Annotated in this window: 15 protein-coding genes; all 15 read left to right on the top strand. The window is 42.9% G+C overall.

Annotation, left to right across the window (positions count from 1 at the left end; translation table 11 throughout):
* Positions 1-31 precede the first annotated feature (31 nt).
* The 15 genes from ylqF (at position 32) to rseP (ending at position 14,548) form a co-directional block, all read left to right on the top strand.
* Complete coding sequence (gene ylqF, locus DWZ33_RS01060) at positions 32-916, top strand: ribosome biogenesis GTPase YlqF (protein WP_022937725.1); 885 nt, start codon at positions 32-34, stop codon at positions 914-916.
* Positions 900-1,523, top strand: a complete 624-nt coding sequence (locus DWZ33_RS01055; RefSeq protein WP_022937726.1) for a ribonuclease HII — start codon at positions 900-902, stop codon at positions 1,521-1,523. Before ylqF ends, DWZ33_RS01055 begins: the two co-directional genes overlap by 17 nt.
* An 82-nt stretch (positions 1,524-1,605) precedes the next feature.
* The gene (locus tag DWZ33_RS18395) at positions 1,606-2,082 is read left to right on the top strand and encodes a type II secretion system protein (RefSeq protein ID WP_182425459.1); all 477 of its coding nucleotides are present in this window, start codon (positions 1,606-1,608) and stop codon (positions 2,080-2,082) included.
* 47 nt (positions 2,083-2,129) lie between these two features.
* Positions 2,130-2,864: a DNA-processing protein DprA gene (dprA, locus tag DWZ33_RS01045; RefSeq protein WP_118453501.1), complete on the top strand. Its 735-nt coding sequence runs from the start codon at positions 2,130-2,132 to the stop codon at positions 2,862-2,864.
* A gap of 63 nt (positions 2,865-2,927) precedes the next feature.
* Positions 2,928-5,123: a type I DNA topoisomerase gene (gene topA / locus DWZ33_RS01040; protein ID WP_118453500.1), complete on the top strand. Its 2,196-nt coding sequence runs from the start codon at positions 2,928-2,930 to the stop codon at positions 5,121-5,123.
* Positions 5,116-6,411 carry a methylenetetrahydrofolate--tRNA-(uracil(54)-C(5))-methyltransferase (FADH(2)-oxidizing) TrmFO gene (gene trmFO, locus DWZ33_RS01035; RefSeq protein ID WP_118453936.1) on the top strand — a complete coding sequence of 432 codons (1,296 nt, stop codon included), beginning with the start codon at positions 5,116-5,118 and terminating at the stop codon, positions 6,409-6,411. The genes topA and trmFO overlap by 8 nt, the downstream gene beginning before the upstream one ends.
* A complete protein-coding gene (xerA, locus tag DWZ33_RS01030; RefSeq protein WP_118453499.1) occupies positions 6,404-7,303 on the top strand; it encodes a site-specific tyrosine recombinase/integron integrase in 900 nt (299 codons plus the stop codon). Before trmFO ends, xerA begins: the two co-directional genes overlap by 8 nt.
* A 157-nt stretch (positions 7,304-7,460) precedes the next feature.
* Positions 7,461-8,408 carry a 30S ribosomal protein S2 gene (rpsB, locus tag DWZ33_RS01025; protein ID WP_022937732.1) on the top strand — a complete coding sequence of 316 codons (948 nt, stop codon included), beginning with the start codon at positions 7,461-7,463 and terminating at the stop codon, positions 8,406-8,408.
* Between the two features lie 38 nt (positions 8,409-8,446).
* Positions 8,447-9,337, top strand: coding sequence for a translation elongation factor Ts (gene tsf, locus DWZ33_RS01020; protein ID WP_022937733.1), 891 nt, complete (start codon positions 8,447-8,449; stop codon positions 9,335-9,337).
* Between the two features lie 205 nt (positions 9,338-9,542).
* Positions 9,543-10,256 carry a UMP kinase gene (gene pyrH, locus DWZ33_RS01015; protein ID WP_022937734.1) on the top strand — a complete coding sequence of 238 codons (714 nt, stop codon included), beginning with the start codon at positions 9,543-9,545 and terminating at the stop codon, positions 10,254-10,256.
* Between the two features lie 2 nt (positions 10,257-10,258).
* Positions 10,259-10,804, top strand: coding sequence for a ribosome recycling factor (gene frr, locus DWZ33_RS01010; RefSeq protein WP_022937735.1), 546 nt, complete (start codon positions 10,259-10,261; stop codon positions 10,802-10,804).
* A 63-nt stretch (positions 10,805-10,867) separates the two neighbouring features.
* Positions 10,868-11,575, top strand: coding sequence for an isoprenyl transferase (locus DWZ33_RS01005; RefSeq protein WP_022937736.1), 708 nt, complete (start codon positions 10,868-10,870; stop codon positions 11,573-11,575).
* Positions 11,572-12,342, top strand: coding sequence for a phosphatidate cytidylyltransferase (locus DWZ33_RS01000; protein WP_118453498.1), 771 nt, complete (start codon positions 11,572-11,574; stop codon positions 12,340-12,342). The genes DWZ33_RS01005 and DWZ33_RS01000 overlap by 4 nt, the downstream gene beginning before the upstream one ends.
* Complete coding sequence (dxr, locus tag DWZ33_RS00995) at positions 12,339-13,493, top strand: 1-deoxy-D-xylulose-5-phosphate reductoisomerase (protein WP_118453497.1); 1,155 nt, start codon at positions 12,339-12,341, stop codon at positions 13,491-13,493. The genes DWZ33_RS01000 and dxr overlap by 4 nt, the downstream gene beginning before the upstream one ends.
* The gene (gene rseP, locus DWZ33_RS00990) at positions 13,493-14,548 is read left to right on the top strand and encodes an RIP metalloprotease RseP (RefSeq protein WP_022937739.1); all 1,056 of its coding nucleotides are present in this window, start codon (positions 13,493-13,495) and stop codon (positions 14,546-14,548) included. The genes dxr and rseP overlap by 1 nt, the downstream gene beginning before the upstream one ends.
* Positions 14,549-14,582 lie beyond the last annotated feature (34 nt).

Raw genomic sequence — 14,582 nt, 5'->3', positions numbered from 1 at the left:
TTTAATGTTGGCAGAATAAGAAGGTGATAGTATGAAAGATAACGAGCAGAATGCGTCTAAATTAAATATTAACTGGTTTCCTGGGCATATGACCAAAGCTAAAAGGGAAATGCAGGAGAAATTAAAAATGGTAGACATGGTGATTGAATGCCGTGATGCCCGTATCCCTTATTCAAGCAAAAACCCGCTTTTGGAGGAAATTATCCAACAGAAGCCGCGTTTGATTTTACTAACAAAAATTGATAAGGCTGATCCAGTCCGCACCAAAGAATGGATTGACTGTCTGAGTAATGATACAACACAGGTATTGGCAGTGAATGTCTTAAAGGATAATGTTGTGTCACTGATTACAACTGCCAGTCAGGAATGTATGAAAGCGATGATTGAGCGGCAGAAACGCCGTGGTATCAATCCAAGAGCAATCAGGGCGATGGTTGTAGGAATTCCTAATGTCGGCAAATCAACCTTGATTAATCGAATTGCCAATAAAAAAGCTGTACAGGCTGCTGATCGGCCGGGTGTTACTCGTTCTTTAACTTGGGTAAAGGTTACTAAGGGTCTTGAATTACTTGATACACCGGGTGTTTTATGGCCTAAATTTGAAGATGAGCATGTAGGCATGTGTTTAGCTGTAACCGGTGCGATTCGTGATGAAATCCTGCCATTGGAGGAAGTGTGCGCTTACGCGATGCGTCATTTGATTCAATATTATCCGCAGCAGCTTAAGGAACGCTTTGATGTGGAAATCGTTGATGATCCATATGTGATGATTGAACGGATAGCCGCTCGCCGCGGTTTTATCAAAGCGAATAATCAGTTGGATATGGATCGGGCAATTCAGCGTTTTTTAAGAGATATCCGTGATGATTTTGTCGGCCGTATCACTTGGGAGTTTGTTGATGAAACCGGCGAATGAATATGAAAAAGCATGGTGGCAGCAAGGCCGTCACGCCATTGTCGGGATTGATGAAGCTGGCCGCGGACCGATTGCCGGGCCGTTAGTTGTTGCGGCAGTTCGTTTTCCCGCTGATTTTGATCATGAGGAAATCTATGATTCAAAAAAACTCAGTGAAAAGAAACGCCGTTTGTTATTTAAGGAAATTATCAAGCTTGCGGATGAGTATCATATATTAATTATCGATACAAAAACCGTGGATGAATTAAATATCTATCGGGCGACTCAAAAAGCGATGGAAGATTTAGTGCTGATGTTTAAGCAGTGTGATGGCGTACTTACGGATGCGATGCCGCTGAAAGTCTGTCCCTGTGAATACATACCCATCATTAAAGGCGATCAGAAAAGTGTCAGTATCGCGGCCGCCTCAATTTTAGCCAAGGTGACAAGAGATGGTATCATGAGCGGCTATGATGTTCTGTATCCTGAATATGGTTTCGCAAAGCATAAGGGCTATCCGACAAAGGCACATATTGAAGCGATGCATCAGTATGGTGTTATCGATAAAATCTATCGGTATAGCTATGGGCCGGTTAAAGCCATGGATCAGCTGCAGTTTGACATATAAAGTACGTTTTTTGCTGTGCGCTTGTATTTTGTTTTTTATTATGGTATTAGATAATTAATAATAATTGATGAGGTACTTTAAAGTGAAAACTAAAAAGGGTTTTACATTAATTGAACTGATTGTGGTAATTGCTATTCTTGGCATTTTGGCATTGTTTCTAGTGCCTTCTTTTATGGGCTATGCAAGAGATGCGAAGCTTGAGGTGATGAAGGCAAACGTCAGAACAGGACAGAGTGCGTATGCATATGCATTGACAAAATATGAAGACGAAAAAAATGAAGTAACACAAAAAAAATTAATTGGTGAAGAAGTCTGTAAGAATATGAATGGAATCGCTTGCTATTATTTTGTTGATAATAATTTACCTGAAAAAATCACTAAATATCCAAGTATGGTTTTTTCCATGGGTGAAAAACAAAACATGCAAGGCGGACATATTGATTATTATTTAGATAAAAATAATTTTTGTTCATATATGTACGCATATGATGGTAATAAAGATGCGTGGTCTTGCGCCGTCAACGGAACATATCTTGACCTTGAAGATGTAGAAAAATAATTTAGGAAATTAGGCTTGAAGCGCATATATCATAAGTGGGTGATATTATGCGTGAACAATTATTGGCATATGCTTTGAAATATAACGGAGAATATGACAGAATGAAGAAGGCGATACAGGATGACGAGGCGTGGCAGATGCCTGATTATAAGGGTCATTACCTGACGATTCTCGATGAGAATTATCCAAAAGCCTTGCTTCTTCTTGAAGATCCTCCTTTTATTTTGTTTTATAAAGGGGATATAAGGTTGCTTGAAAATGAATATCTGGGCATTATCGGCAGCCGTTTGGCCTCATCGGTGGGGCTGAATTATACGGCTTATCTGATTAAGAAATGTCCTTCACGTTATGGGATTGTCAGCGGCTTAGCAAAAGGCATCGACGCGGCGGCACATGCGAACGCGATTCGCAGCGGCCGTTCTACCATTGGGGTGATCGGCTGCGGCATTGAACGTGTCTATCCGCAAGAGAATCAATATCTTTATGAGCAAATGGCTGTCAATCAATTGATTTTAAGTGAATATCCTGAACATACACCACCGTATGCGTCACATTTTCCTTGGCGTAATCGTATCATTGCGGCTTTGGCTAAACGGATCGTGGTAGTTGAGGCGAAGGAGAGAAGCGGTACGATGCTGACGGTGAATGAGGCTTTAAGACTTGATAAAGATGTCTATGTGTTTCCATATCGTTATGATGACGCATTTGGCAAAGGCTGCAATATGCTGATCCAACAAGGGGCAAATATGCTGGTTTTTGATGAAGAAATTGAAAATTTATGAAAAAATGTTTGACAAATTAAAAAGTTATAGAATAATAAGATAAGTGTAACAAGGAGAAATGCCATGAAGAAATTAGTGATTGTGGAATCACCTTCCAAATCAAAGACGATTGAAAAATACCTTGGCCCGGATTACAGTGTTGTATCCAGCAAAGGTCATATCCGCGATTTGGCTACTACAGGCAAGGGTGGCTTGGGTATTGATGTTGAAGATGATTTTAAGCCTACTTATAAAGTAAGCAGTGATAAAAAGGATATTGTAAAGGATTTAAAGGCGCGTGCTAAAAAAGCGGATGAAGTTTATCTGGCCAGTGACCCTGACCGTGAAGGAGAAGCAATCAGCTGGCATTTAGCGCAGGAGCTGGGACTTGATACGACTCAGCAGAATCGTGTTATTTTTAATGAAATTACTAAGAATGCTGTTTTGGAGGCCTTTGAGCATCCGAGAACGATTGATCTGAACCTGGTAAAAAGCCAGGAAACCCGTCGGATGCTTGATCGTATCATCGGTTTTAAGCTTAGTAAGCTGCTTCAGAATAAGATTCAGTCAAAATCAGCGGGACGGGTGCAGTCGGTCGCTTTACGATTGATTGTTGAACGTGAAAATGAAATTAAAGCATTTAAGAGTGAAGAGTATTGGACTATCGACGCGCTGATTAAAAAGAATAAAAAAGAATTTAAAGCGGGTTTGATCCGGGTTGATGGAAAGAAACCGGAATTGAAGGATGAAGCGGCGGCGCAGGCGGTTCTTGATCGCTGCACCGGTGAGTTTGTCATCGATAAAATTGAACGCAAGGTGAAAAGCAAGGCAGCCAGACTGCCGTTTATTACTTCTACTTTGCAGCAGGAGGCTTCAACTAAGCTGGGCTTCAGTTCTAAAAAGACGATGCAGGTAGCGCAGAAGCTTTATGAAGGTATCAGTCTGGGTGGTCATACGGAAGGTCTTATTTCCTATATGCGTACGGATTCAACCCGTTTGAGTGATGTTTTTGTTAAGGATGCCTTCCATCATATTGAGGAGACTTATGGTAAGAAGTATGTTGGTTTTGTGCATCAGAAGAACAGTCAGAATGCGCAGGATGCCCATGAAGCCATCCGCCCGACCAATGTGCATAACACACCGGATTCGGTAAAGGAATATCTGACTAATGATCAATACAAGCTCTATAAGCTGATTTATGCACGGGCATTGGCTTATTTAATGGCGCCTAGCAAAAGTGATGTTGTAACTGCGACGATTGCTAATAACGGCTGTGAATTTACAGCTAACGGAAGCATCATTACCTTTGACGGTTATTTAGCGGTTTATAAGGATTATGAACAGACTAAGGATGAATTGCTGCCGGATCTTGAAGAAAAAGAAGTGCTTGAGCATGTTCAGCTGGATGGCAAGCAGCACTTTACAGAACCGCCGGCTCGTTATTCAGAAGCGCGTTTGATTAAAGAAATGGAAGAAAAGGGAATTGGCCGTCCTTCCACTTATGCGATGATCATCGATACGATTCAGGCCCGCGGTTATGTTTCACTTGAAAAAGCCAGCGAGGGAAGTAAGACGAAGGTGTTCTTCCCAACGGAGCAGGGAATTTTGACCGATAAAAAATTACAGGAATTCTTTTCGTCCATCATCAACGTATCCTATACAGCTAATATGGAAAAGGATCTTGATGAGATTGCCGAGGGTGAACGGGACAATGTCAAGGAGCTGCGTGAATTTTATGATCAGTTTATGCCGCTGCTTGATCACGCGTATGAAAATATGGAAAAGAAGGAACTGGAGAGAACCGGTGAGCTTTGTCCGGAATGCGGCAATGAGCTTGTATACCGCAATGGCCGTTACGGCCGTTTTGTATCCTGCATTAATTTCCCAAGCTGCCGGTATACGAAGGCGGAAAATGAAGAAAACAATGAAACGGATGAGGTATGTCCAAACTGCGGCAGCAAGCTGGTTATGAAAAAAGGCCGTTTTGGTGCTTTCCTCGCTTGTTCCAATTATCCTGAATGTAAATACATTAAAAGCAATAAGGTAAAGGAAGAACCCGTTCCTACGGGTGAGGATTGTCCGGAATGCGGCAAGCCATTGGTGAAGCGCAAGAGCCGTTTTGGTACAACCTTTGTCGGCTGCAGCGGTTATCCAAAATGCCGTTATATTAAAAAGGATCCAGAAGCGGCTGCGAAAAAAGAAGCTAAAAAGAAAACCACTGCGAAAAAAACAGTGAAGAAGACGGTAAGTAAGAAGAAAGTGAGCGATGCTGATGAATAGAGTAACAGTTGTTGGCGCTGGGCTGGCCGGCTGTGAAGCATGCTGGCAGCTGATTAAACGGAATATTCCGGTAACCCTGATTGAAATGCGGCCGCAAAAAAGCTCACCGGCTCATCACAGTGAAAATTTCGCGGAGCTTGTTTGTTCAAATTCACTGCGCAGCAATGATATTAATAATGCGGTAGGGCTTTTGAAACAGGAAATGCGTGAACTTGATTCATTGATCATGCGGTTTGCGGATGCTAATCAGGTGCCGGCTGGCAGCGCGCTGGCGGTTGACCGTGAAGCATTTTCTAAACAAATCACGGATTTTATCAAGGGACATGAGCTGGTAGAGGTTGTCCATGAGGAGCTTTGTGAGATTCCTGAAGGCCCGGCAATCATTGCGACCGGCCCGCTTACAAGTGAAGCGTTAGGCGCAGCGATTCAGCGTTTACTCCATGAAGAACGCTTCTATTTCTATGACGCGGCGGCACCGATTATTGAAAAAGACAGCATTGATTTCAGTAAGGCTTATTATAAGAGCCGTTACGACAAGGGTGATGCTGATTATATCAACTGTCCGATGAATAAAGAAGAATTTGACGCTTTCTATCAGGCGGTAATCAGCGCTGAATGCACAAAGATGCATGAATTTGAGGATGAAAAATATTTTGAAGGCTGCATGCCTTTTGAAGAAATGGCGAAGCGCGGTGAGAAAACCTTGCTTTATGGGCCGATGAAACCAGTTGGACTGGGCCGTGAGGGTGAACATCCTTATGCGGTTGTGCAGCTGCGTCAGGATAACGCGGCGGCTACGCTTTATAACATTGTCGGTTTTCAGACGCATTTATTATGGGGTGAACAAAAACGTGTCATTGCTATGATTCCGGGTCTTGAAAATGCCCGCTTTGCCCGTTATGGGGTCATGCACCGCAACACTTATATCTGTTCGCCGAAATGTTTAAAGGCCAGCTATGAGTGCAAGGAAAAAGAAAATCTGTTTTTTGCCGGCCAGATGTGCGGGGTTGAGGGTTATGTTGAATCAGCTGCCAGCGGTTTATTGGCGGGAATCAATATGGCGCTTAAAATGCAGGGCAAGGAAGCGGTGATTTTGCCGCCGACCTGTATGATTGGCGCGATGGCTTATTACATAACGCATACACATGCTGATCATTTTCAGCCGATGAACGCGACCTTTGGTTTGCTGCAGTGTGTGGTTAAGACTAATAAGAAAGACCGCAAGGAAAAGCTCGCCCAGCAGGCTTTATCGGTGATCAGAGAATTCAGGGATCATACTCATGAATGAGCAAATTGAACGCTTCTTGAATTATATATCCCAGATTAATACGAATTCTGAGCATACCCGTGACGCATATGAACGGGATCTTCATAAATTTAGAGACTTTTTGCATCGTGAAGGGATCGAAAAGCTGGAAATGGTTGACCGCAGTATTGTTTTGAATTATATCAGTTATCTGCGCGAAGAATGTATGCTTAAAAATAATTCGGTTTTGCGCAGGGTATCAACACTGCGCTCTTTTTATACATATTTGAATGAATACGGCATCCTTTCAGCCAATCCCTTTGTGCTTGTGAAGCTGGGCAGTGTCCGCCGGCAGGTGCCAGAGTTTTTATTTTATGATGAGCTTGACGCGCTGTTTGACAGCATTGATATTGAAACAGCGGCTGGTTTGCGTGATCGGGCGATGTTTGAATTAATCTATGCCTGCGGCTTGCGTGTCAGCGAAGCGGCAGCGCTTAAAATCAGCGATCTTGATTTCAGTGAATGCATTGTTCACATTCTTGGTAAGGGCAACAAGGAAAGAGTCGTTCCTTTCCACGATGTCGCAAAGGAATTCCTGCTTCGTTATCTTCGCGAAGTAAGGCCGCTTTGGTGCGCGGATGATCATGCTTTTGTCTTTGTTAATCAGCATGGCCGGCCGCTGACAAGCCGCGGTATTCAATACATTTTAGATCAGACAGTCAAAAAAAGCGGTCTGATGCTGCGAGTTCACCCGCATATGCTGCGTCATTCATTCGCAACGCACATGCTGGATAACGGTGCTGATCTGCGTCTGGTTCAGGAGCTTTTAGGCCATGCGTCGCTGTCAACGACGCAAATTTATACGCATGTAACCCGCGAAAGGCTTAAAAATGCCTATAATAGTGCATTTCCAAGGGCAAAAGTATCAAAATAGCCTTGCCAACAAAATCTAACTTTGTTATAATTGTAAAGCACGTTAATACGTGAGAAACACACACATCATGGATTCATTGATCCGTGCCCTTGACTAAAGACTGTCACTACAGGGTTATCAATGCTAGAAATGATGGAGGTAAAACGGAGGAATTAAAATGGCTGTTGTTTCAATGAGAAAATTATTAGAAGCTGGCGTTCATTTCGGACATCAAACTAGAAGATGGAATCCTAAAATGAAACCAAACATTTATGCATCAAGAAATGGTGTATATATCATTAACCTGGAAAAGACAATCGAACAAATCGATACAGCTTATGAAGCAATGAAGGACATTGCTGAAAAAGGCGGTAAGGTTTTATTCGTAGGTACTAAAAAGCAGGCTCAGCAAATCGTTGTTGACGAAGCTTTGCGCTCAGGTTCATTCTTTGTTAACCAAAGATGGCTGGGTGGTTTATTAACTAACTTCCGCACAATTCAAAAACGTGTTAAACGTTTAATTGAAATTGAAGAAATGGAAGCAAGCGGTCTGATCGATGTATATCCTAAGAAGGAAATCGCTCAAATCAAAAAAGAAAAAGCTAAATTAGAAAACTTCCTGGGCGGTATTAAAGAAATGAAGAAACTGCCTAACGCAATCTTCGTTATCGATCCAAAAGAAGAACACAATGCAGTTGCGGAAGCTAAGAAATTAGGTATCCCTGTATTTGCAATGGTAGATACTAACTGTGATCCTGAAGCTGTTGATTACCCAATCGCATCAAATGATGACGGCAACAGTTCTGTGAAGCTGATCGTTGAATTAATGGCTGATGCTATCGTTGAAGCTAAGGGCGGTCTGCTTTCAGTTGCTCATAACATCGAAGAAGGCGAAGATATCACAATGGCTGATGTAATCGTTAATGTTGAAGAAAAAATCGCTGAAAACGATCGTCGCCGCCGTCAGAGAAATGAAGAACGCCGTGCAGCACAAGCTAACCGTCGTCCTTACAACAGAGACAACCGCAATGGTAACGGTCCTCGCAGCGGCAAACCTTTCGTAAAGAAAGAAACTGTAAAACCAGCAGCAACAACTGAAGCTGCACCGGCTCCGGCTGCTGAATAATTACCACTTCGAAATTTACGAACAAGGAGGAAAATCAAATGGCAATTACTGCTCAAGATGTAAAAGCACTTCGCGATAAGACAGGTGCTGGTATGATGGACTGCAAAAAAGCATTGACAGAATGCGATGGCGATATTGATAAAGCAAGCGAATGGCTTCGTGAAAAGGGTATCGCAAAGGCTGCTAAAAAAGCTGACCGCATTGCTGCTGAAGGTGCAACCCGCGTTGCTGTAGATGGCAACACAGCTGTTGTATTTGAAGTTAACTCAGAAACTGACTTCGTTGCTAAGAATGAACAATTTCTGGCATTGATGAATCAGGTACAAAACCTACTGCTGAGCGCTAAACCAGCTTCTATGGAAGCGGCACTGGCTGCTGAAGCAGATGGCAAGACTTTAGAAACTTTAGTTACTGAAGCGACTGCTACAATCGGTGAAAAAATTACTTTCCGCCGTTTCGCAATCGTTGAAAAAGCTGATGATGAAGCTTTCGGCGCTTATATTCACATGGGCGGCAAGATTTCAGCTTTATCCGTAATTTCTGGTACTGACACAGCTGTTGCAAAGGATATTGCTATGCAGGTAGCTTCAATGAGTCCGCAATTCGTATCACGCGATGATATGCCTGCTGAATTCATTGAAAATGAAAGACACGTACAATTAGAAATCTTAAAGAACGATGCTTCTTTAGCTTCTAAGCCTGAAAAAGTATTACACGGTATCGTTGAAGGCCGTCTGACTAAATCTTTACAGGAAATGTGCTTAGTAGATCAGGTTTACTTCAAGAACCCTGATTTAAAAGTAGGTCAATACCTGAAAGAAAACAATGCAGTTTGTAAATCATTCATCCGCTATGCAGTAGGTGAAGGTATTGAAAAACGCAGTGAAAACTTTGCTGATGAAGTAATGAATCAGATCAAAGGCAACTAATTTAAACCTAAAAGGCATTGGTGATTCATTAGAATCATCGATGCTTTTTTTTTATCTGCTGCCGAAGCAGTTCTGTTATGAACAAGATTTTTCGTGAATGAGTGTTGTAACTGAAGGCTTTATCTAGTATAATTGTTATGGTAGAAACGTGTGTTTAAAACCGGTCTATCTTTAAAGAGATGTAGCGAAAAGGTGGAAAATAACAATGTATAAAAGAGTTTTGCTGAAGTTGAGCGGGGAAGCGTTGTCTTCACCGGGTAATTCATTTGATCCCCAAATTTTAAAGGGACTAGCAAGAGAATTAAAAGAGGTAGCTGAGTTAGGTGTTGATCTGGCTATTGTAGTCGGCGGCGGTAATTTCATCCGCGGTAAATTATGTGAACAGATGGGTCTGGAAAGAACTCAGGCCGATTATATGGGTATGCTGGCAACCGTAATCAACGCGCTGGCAGTACAGAACGCGCTTGAACAGGAGAACGTGCCTACTCGAGTGCAGTCAGCAATTGAAATGAATAAGGTCGCAGAACCATTCATTTTAAGAAGAGCGCTTCGTCATTTGGAAAAGGGACGGGTTGTCATCTTCGGTGCCGGTACAGGTAATCCTTATTTTTCAACGGATACGACAGCTGCTTTAAGAGCCAGTGAAATTAACGCTGATGTCATCTTAATGGCTAAAAACGGTGTAGACGGCGTTTATTCGGCTGATCCGAAGATTGACAAGAATGCGGTGCGCTATCAGTCACTTACATATATGGATCTGATTCAGCAAAATCTCCATGTCATGGATACGACAGCCACTTCAATGTGTATGGATAATGACATTGATCTGATCGTATTTAATATGAACGAACCCGGCAATATTCTAAAAGCTGTCAAGGGTGAAGTAAATGGTACATTAATTACCAAGAAAGGACAATAATTATGAAGGAAATCTTAGATAATGCAACAGTAAAAATGAACAAAGCAATCGAAAGTCTGCACGGCAATCTGGCGACAATCAGAACCGGCAGAGCGAATCCGCAGATTTTAGACCGTGTGCATATTGATTATTACGGAAGCTCTACACCGATCAATCAGGTGAGCAGCATTTCAGTAGTGGAGGGCCGTCAGCTTTGCATCAAGCCTTTTGATAAATCGATTATGAAAGAAATTGAAAAGGCGATTGAAGTGGCTGATTTAGGTTTAGTGCCGCAGAATGACGGTACGATGATTCGTATTAATGTTCCGGCTCTTACAGAAGACCGCCGCCGTGAATTAAGTAAGTCAGCAAGCAAGATGGGTGAAGAAGCGAAGGTAGCGATTCGTAACGTGCGCCGTGAAGCAAATGATGCGGTTAAGAAGAATAAGGAATTACCGGAGGATCAGGCTAAGCAGGCGAATGAAAAGATTCAGAAGCTGACTGATGAGTTCGTTAAGAAAATTGATACGATCGTGGATGAAAAATCCAAGGAGATCATGGCTGTTTAATCCGTTGCATCATGCAGTATTGTAGCCCACAGCATTGTGGGCTTTACTTTAGGAGGATCACGCATGGATTTACAAAGAATACCTGCTCACATTGCCATTATCATGGACGGCAATGGACGTTGGGCAAAAAAACGCGGTTTGCCGCGGACAGCCGGCCATCTTCAGGGTGCTGAAAATGTGCGCACGATTGCTAAGGAAGCGAATCGTTTAGGGGTGAAAACCTTAATTTTATATGCTTTTTCTACGGAAAACTGGAATCGGCCGGAATCGGAAATTGATTATCTCTGCAAGCTGCCGAAGATGTTTTTTTCTAAATATATTAAAGAATTAAAGGCGCTGAATATCAGGGTGTCATGTATCGGCGAATATGAGAAGTTTCCCAAAGATACCGTTACGGTGATCAAGAATGCCATTGATGAGACAGCGATGAATACCGGTTTAAACCTTTGTTTAGCGGTAAATTACGGTGCCCGCCGGGAAATTACGCTGGCGGCGCAGCAATATGCTAAGGATGTATTGGCTGATAAAGCATCACTGGATATCGATGAACAGGCTTTTGGTCAATATATGATGGGTGAGCATCAGGAGCTTGATTTGCTGATCCGCACATCTGGCGAAGTACGTTTGTCAAATTTTTTGTTATGGCAATGCGCTTATGCGGAAATGATATTTACAGATACGGCTTGGCCTGATTTTAATGAAGCAGAGCTGCATCGCTGCCTTGAACAATATCAGCAGCGTGACCGCCGGTTTGGAGGGTTAAAGGAATGAAAACTCGAATCTTAACCATGTTTGCTATTCTTGCCTGTGTGATACCGGCATTATTGTTTGGCGGTATTTTGATTGACGCCTTAGTGGTTTTCATTATTGTTGTCGGTTTGCATGAGGTATGTCAGCTGAGTGAGCAGCATTGTCCGCGTGCAGTTGAGTATTTTCTGATCGCGGCAGTCTTATTCTCGCTTATTTTGGATGCCCGGCTGCGCCTGCCTTATGTTGGCTTTGTATGTATTATATTGTTGGCAATGCCTGTCTTCAGTGAAAAAATGTTAGTATCTGATACGTTTCTATGTATGGCGTTTGCGGCTTTTTTCGTTACCATCGGCACTGGCTTTCTGGCGATGTATAATCAGGAACCGCTGTTTATCTGGTTTATCATTCTGGCAACCTATGTCTGTGATTCCTTCGCCTACTTGTGCGGCCGTTTTTTTGGCAAGCATAAGCTATGTGTCAGAATCTCTCCGAAGAAAACGATTGAGGGAAGTATCGGCGGATGGTTTTTCGCGGCAGTGATTTCTTTCCTGTTTGCGTATTTCTTTATTTCACATGAACATCTGCTGGCGATGGCGTTAGGCAGTATTTTCCTGCCGATTTTCGGTCAGATTGGCGACTTGGCATTTTCGGCCATTAAACGCAGCTATAAAATCAAGGATTTCGGTTATTTGTTACCGGGACACGGCGGCATCCTCGACCGGGTGGATTCTTTGCTGTTTAATCTGACGGTTTTCTATCTGATCTTTACGGTGGTGAACTTATTATGAAACAAATCATTTTATTAGGCGCATCTGGTTCAATCGGTGAACAGACGCTGGATGTGATTCGTTCTCATCCAGAGCTGTTTGAATTAGCAGCTTTCAGTGTCCGCAGCCGATTGGCGTCGGCCTATAAGATTCTTGATGAATTTAAGGTGCGGGCAATCTGTGTTAAGGATGAACAGGATGCTGATGAAATCAGAAAAAAATATCCGCATCTGGATATTCATATTGGTGATCAAGGTTTGCTTGAACTGGCAGCGCTGCCTTATGGTGATACCTTAGTCAATGCCTTGGTGGGCTTTGTCGGCTTGCTGCCAACGCTTAAAGCGATTGAATGCCGCAAGGATATCGCGCTGGCGAATAAGGAAACCTTGATTGTCGGCGGCAAGTTTGTGAAAGCCGCGGTTAAGGAATACGGTGTTTCCCTGAAACCGATTGACAGTGAACATTCCGCGATTTTCCAGTGTTTGCAGGGCAATGCGCATGGCAGTGTTGAAAAATTAATTATCACTGCGAGCGGCGGCAGTTTCCGTGACCGCAGCCGTGATCAGCTGCAGGGTGTTACGGTAAAAGAAGCTTTGTCACATCCTAACTGGTCAATGGGGGCCAAAATAACGATTGATTCTGCAACAATGATGAATAAAGGCTTTGAAGTTATTGAAGCGCATTACCTTTTTGATATCGATTATGATAAAATTGAAGTGCTGCTGCATCGGGAAAGCATTGTTCATTCTTTAGTACAATACTGTGATCATGCGCTGATGGCACAATTGGGTACAGCTGATATGCGGCTGCCGATTCAGTATGCTTTGACACATCCGGCAAGACTGCCGCTTATGAACAGTGAAACGCTGGATCTTGCGAAAATTGGTACACTGCATTTTGAAAAGGCTGATTTTGACCGCTATCCATTGCTTGGACTGGCCTATAAGGCCGGCCGGCTTGAAGGCAATGCGTGTGCTATTATGAATGCTGCCAATGAAGAAGCAGTAGCGTTGTTTTTGGCTGGCAAGATTAACTTCTTAGATATTGAAACTTATGTATTCAAGGCTGTAGAAAGCATTGAATTCATTGAAAATGCTACCCTAGAGGATATTATCCGCAGTGACGGTGCTGCTAGAGCATTTGTCAATGAAGCTGTGAAAGGAGCCGTTTAATGCAATTTTTATTTAACTTTATTATGTTTATTCTGCTGCTGATGGTAATTGTTGTTGTCCATGAATTTGGACATCTGATTACCGCAAAGCACTTTAATGTATACTGCAGCGAATTTTCAATTGGTATGGGGCCTGCCCTTTATCAAAATAAGAATAACGAGACTGTCTTCTCAATCCGTGCTTTGCCGCTGGGCGGTTATGTGCAGATGGCGGGAGAAGAAGGTACAGATACGACTGGCATCCCTTATGAGCGGACAATTAAAGGCATTAAGACATGGCAGCAGGTCGTTGTTATGGCTGCCGGCGCTTTTATGAATGTTGTGCTGGCTTGGGTGATTTTTGTCGGCATCGTCATGGCAAGAGGATCGGTAGCTGGGCCTGCATTGCCGGTATTATCAGGAATTATTGAGAATTCACCGGCTGAAAAGGTAGGGCTTCAGCCAGGTGATGAAATTGTTAAGGTAACACTGAACGATGGTACGTCATTCATTCCGGAAACCTTTGATGATATAATTGCCCGTACTCAGCAGAATCCTCAGGATCGAATCATTCTGACGGTTTCAAGAGCCGGACAAATCAAGGATTATATGATTACCCCTGAACTGCAGCGTGATGGCACGACGTATCTGATTGGTATTCAGGCCAGCAGCTCTGTCATTGAGATTCAATGGTATGAAGCCTTTAAATATGGTACGATGGCAATGGGCAGTTCGATGATGCAGATCATTTCAGCCTTAGGCAACCTTGTCAGAGGCGTGGGCCTTGAGGATATGTCAGGACCGGTTGGTATTTTCCAAGCAACGAGTCAGATCACACAATCAGGCGCCACAGCCTTTATGACATGGCTGGGTCTGTTATCTTTAAATATCGGTATCTTTAACTTGCTGCCGCTGCCGATTCTTGATGGCGGACGCATCGTTATCGTACTGCTTGAAAAGCTGATTGGTAAGAAGCTCAGTGAAAAATGGGAAACCATTATTATGATGATTGGTGTCGCACTGGTTGTTGGCTTAATGGTATTTGTAACCTGGAATGATATTTTGCGACTGTTTTAATTAAGCGAAGGCGATGCCTTCGTTTTTTGAAGGG

Source organism: Dielma fastidiosa (genome assembly GCF_003475485.1).
Lineage (GTDB): Bacteria > Bacillota_I > Bacilli_A > Erysipelotrichales > Erysipelotrichaceae > Dielma > Dielma fastidiosa.
Note: the sequence above shows the minus strand (reverse complement) of the source record. Positions and strands in the feature narration are given on the sequence as shown.

Coding starts and splice junctions, on each gene's coding strand:
- ylqF (WP_022937725.1), top strand. CDS start 32: ATGAAAGATAACGAGCAGAATGCGTCTAAATTAAATATTAACTGGTTT.
- DWZ33_RS01055 (WP_022937726.1), top strand. CDS start 900: ATGAAACCGGCGAATGAATATGAAAAAGCATGGTGGCAGCAAGGCCGT.
- dprA (WP_118453501.1), top strand. CDS start 2,130: ATGCGTGAACAATTATTGGCATATGCTTTGAAATATAACGGAGAATAT.
- topA (WP_118453500.1), top strand. CDS start 2,928: ATGAAGAAATTAGTGATTGTGGAATCACCTTCCAAATCAAAGACGATT.
- trmFO (WP_118453936.1), top strand. CDS start 5,116: ATGAATAGAGTAACAGTTGTTGGCGCTGGGCTGGCCGGCTGTGAAGCA.
- xerA (WP_118453499.1), top strand. CDS start 6,404: ATGAATGAGCAAATTGAACGCTTCTTGAATTATATATCCCAGATTAAT.
- rpsB (WP_022937732.1), top strand. CDS start 7,461: ATGGCTGTTGTTTCAATGAGAAAATTATTAGAAGCTGGCGTTCATTTC.
- tsf (WP_022937733.1), top strand. CDS start 8,447: ATGGCAATTACTGCTCAAGATGTAAAAGCACTTCGCGATAAGACAGGT.
- pyrH (WP_022937734.1), top strand. CDS start 9,543: ATGTATAAAAGAGTTTTGCTGAAGTTGAGCGGGGAAGCGTTGTCTTCA.
- frr (WP_022937735.1), top strand. CDS start 10,259: ATGAAGGAAATCTTAGATAATGCAACAGTAAAAATGAACAAAGCAATC.
- DWZ33_RS01005 (WP_022937736.1), top strand. CDS start 10,868: ATGGATTTACAAAGAATACCTGCTCACATTGCCATTATCATGGACGGC.
- DWZ33_RS01000 (WP_118453498.1), top strand. CDS start 11,572: ATGAAAACTCGAATCTTAACCATGTTTGCTATTCTTGCCTGTGTGATA.
- dxr (WP_118453497.1), top strand. CDS start 12,339: ATGAAACAAATCATTTTATTAGGCGCATCTGGTTCAATCGGTGAACAG.
- rseP (WP_022937739.1), top strand. CDS start 13,493: ATGCAATTTTTATTTAACTTTATTATGTTTATTCTGCTGCTGATGGTA.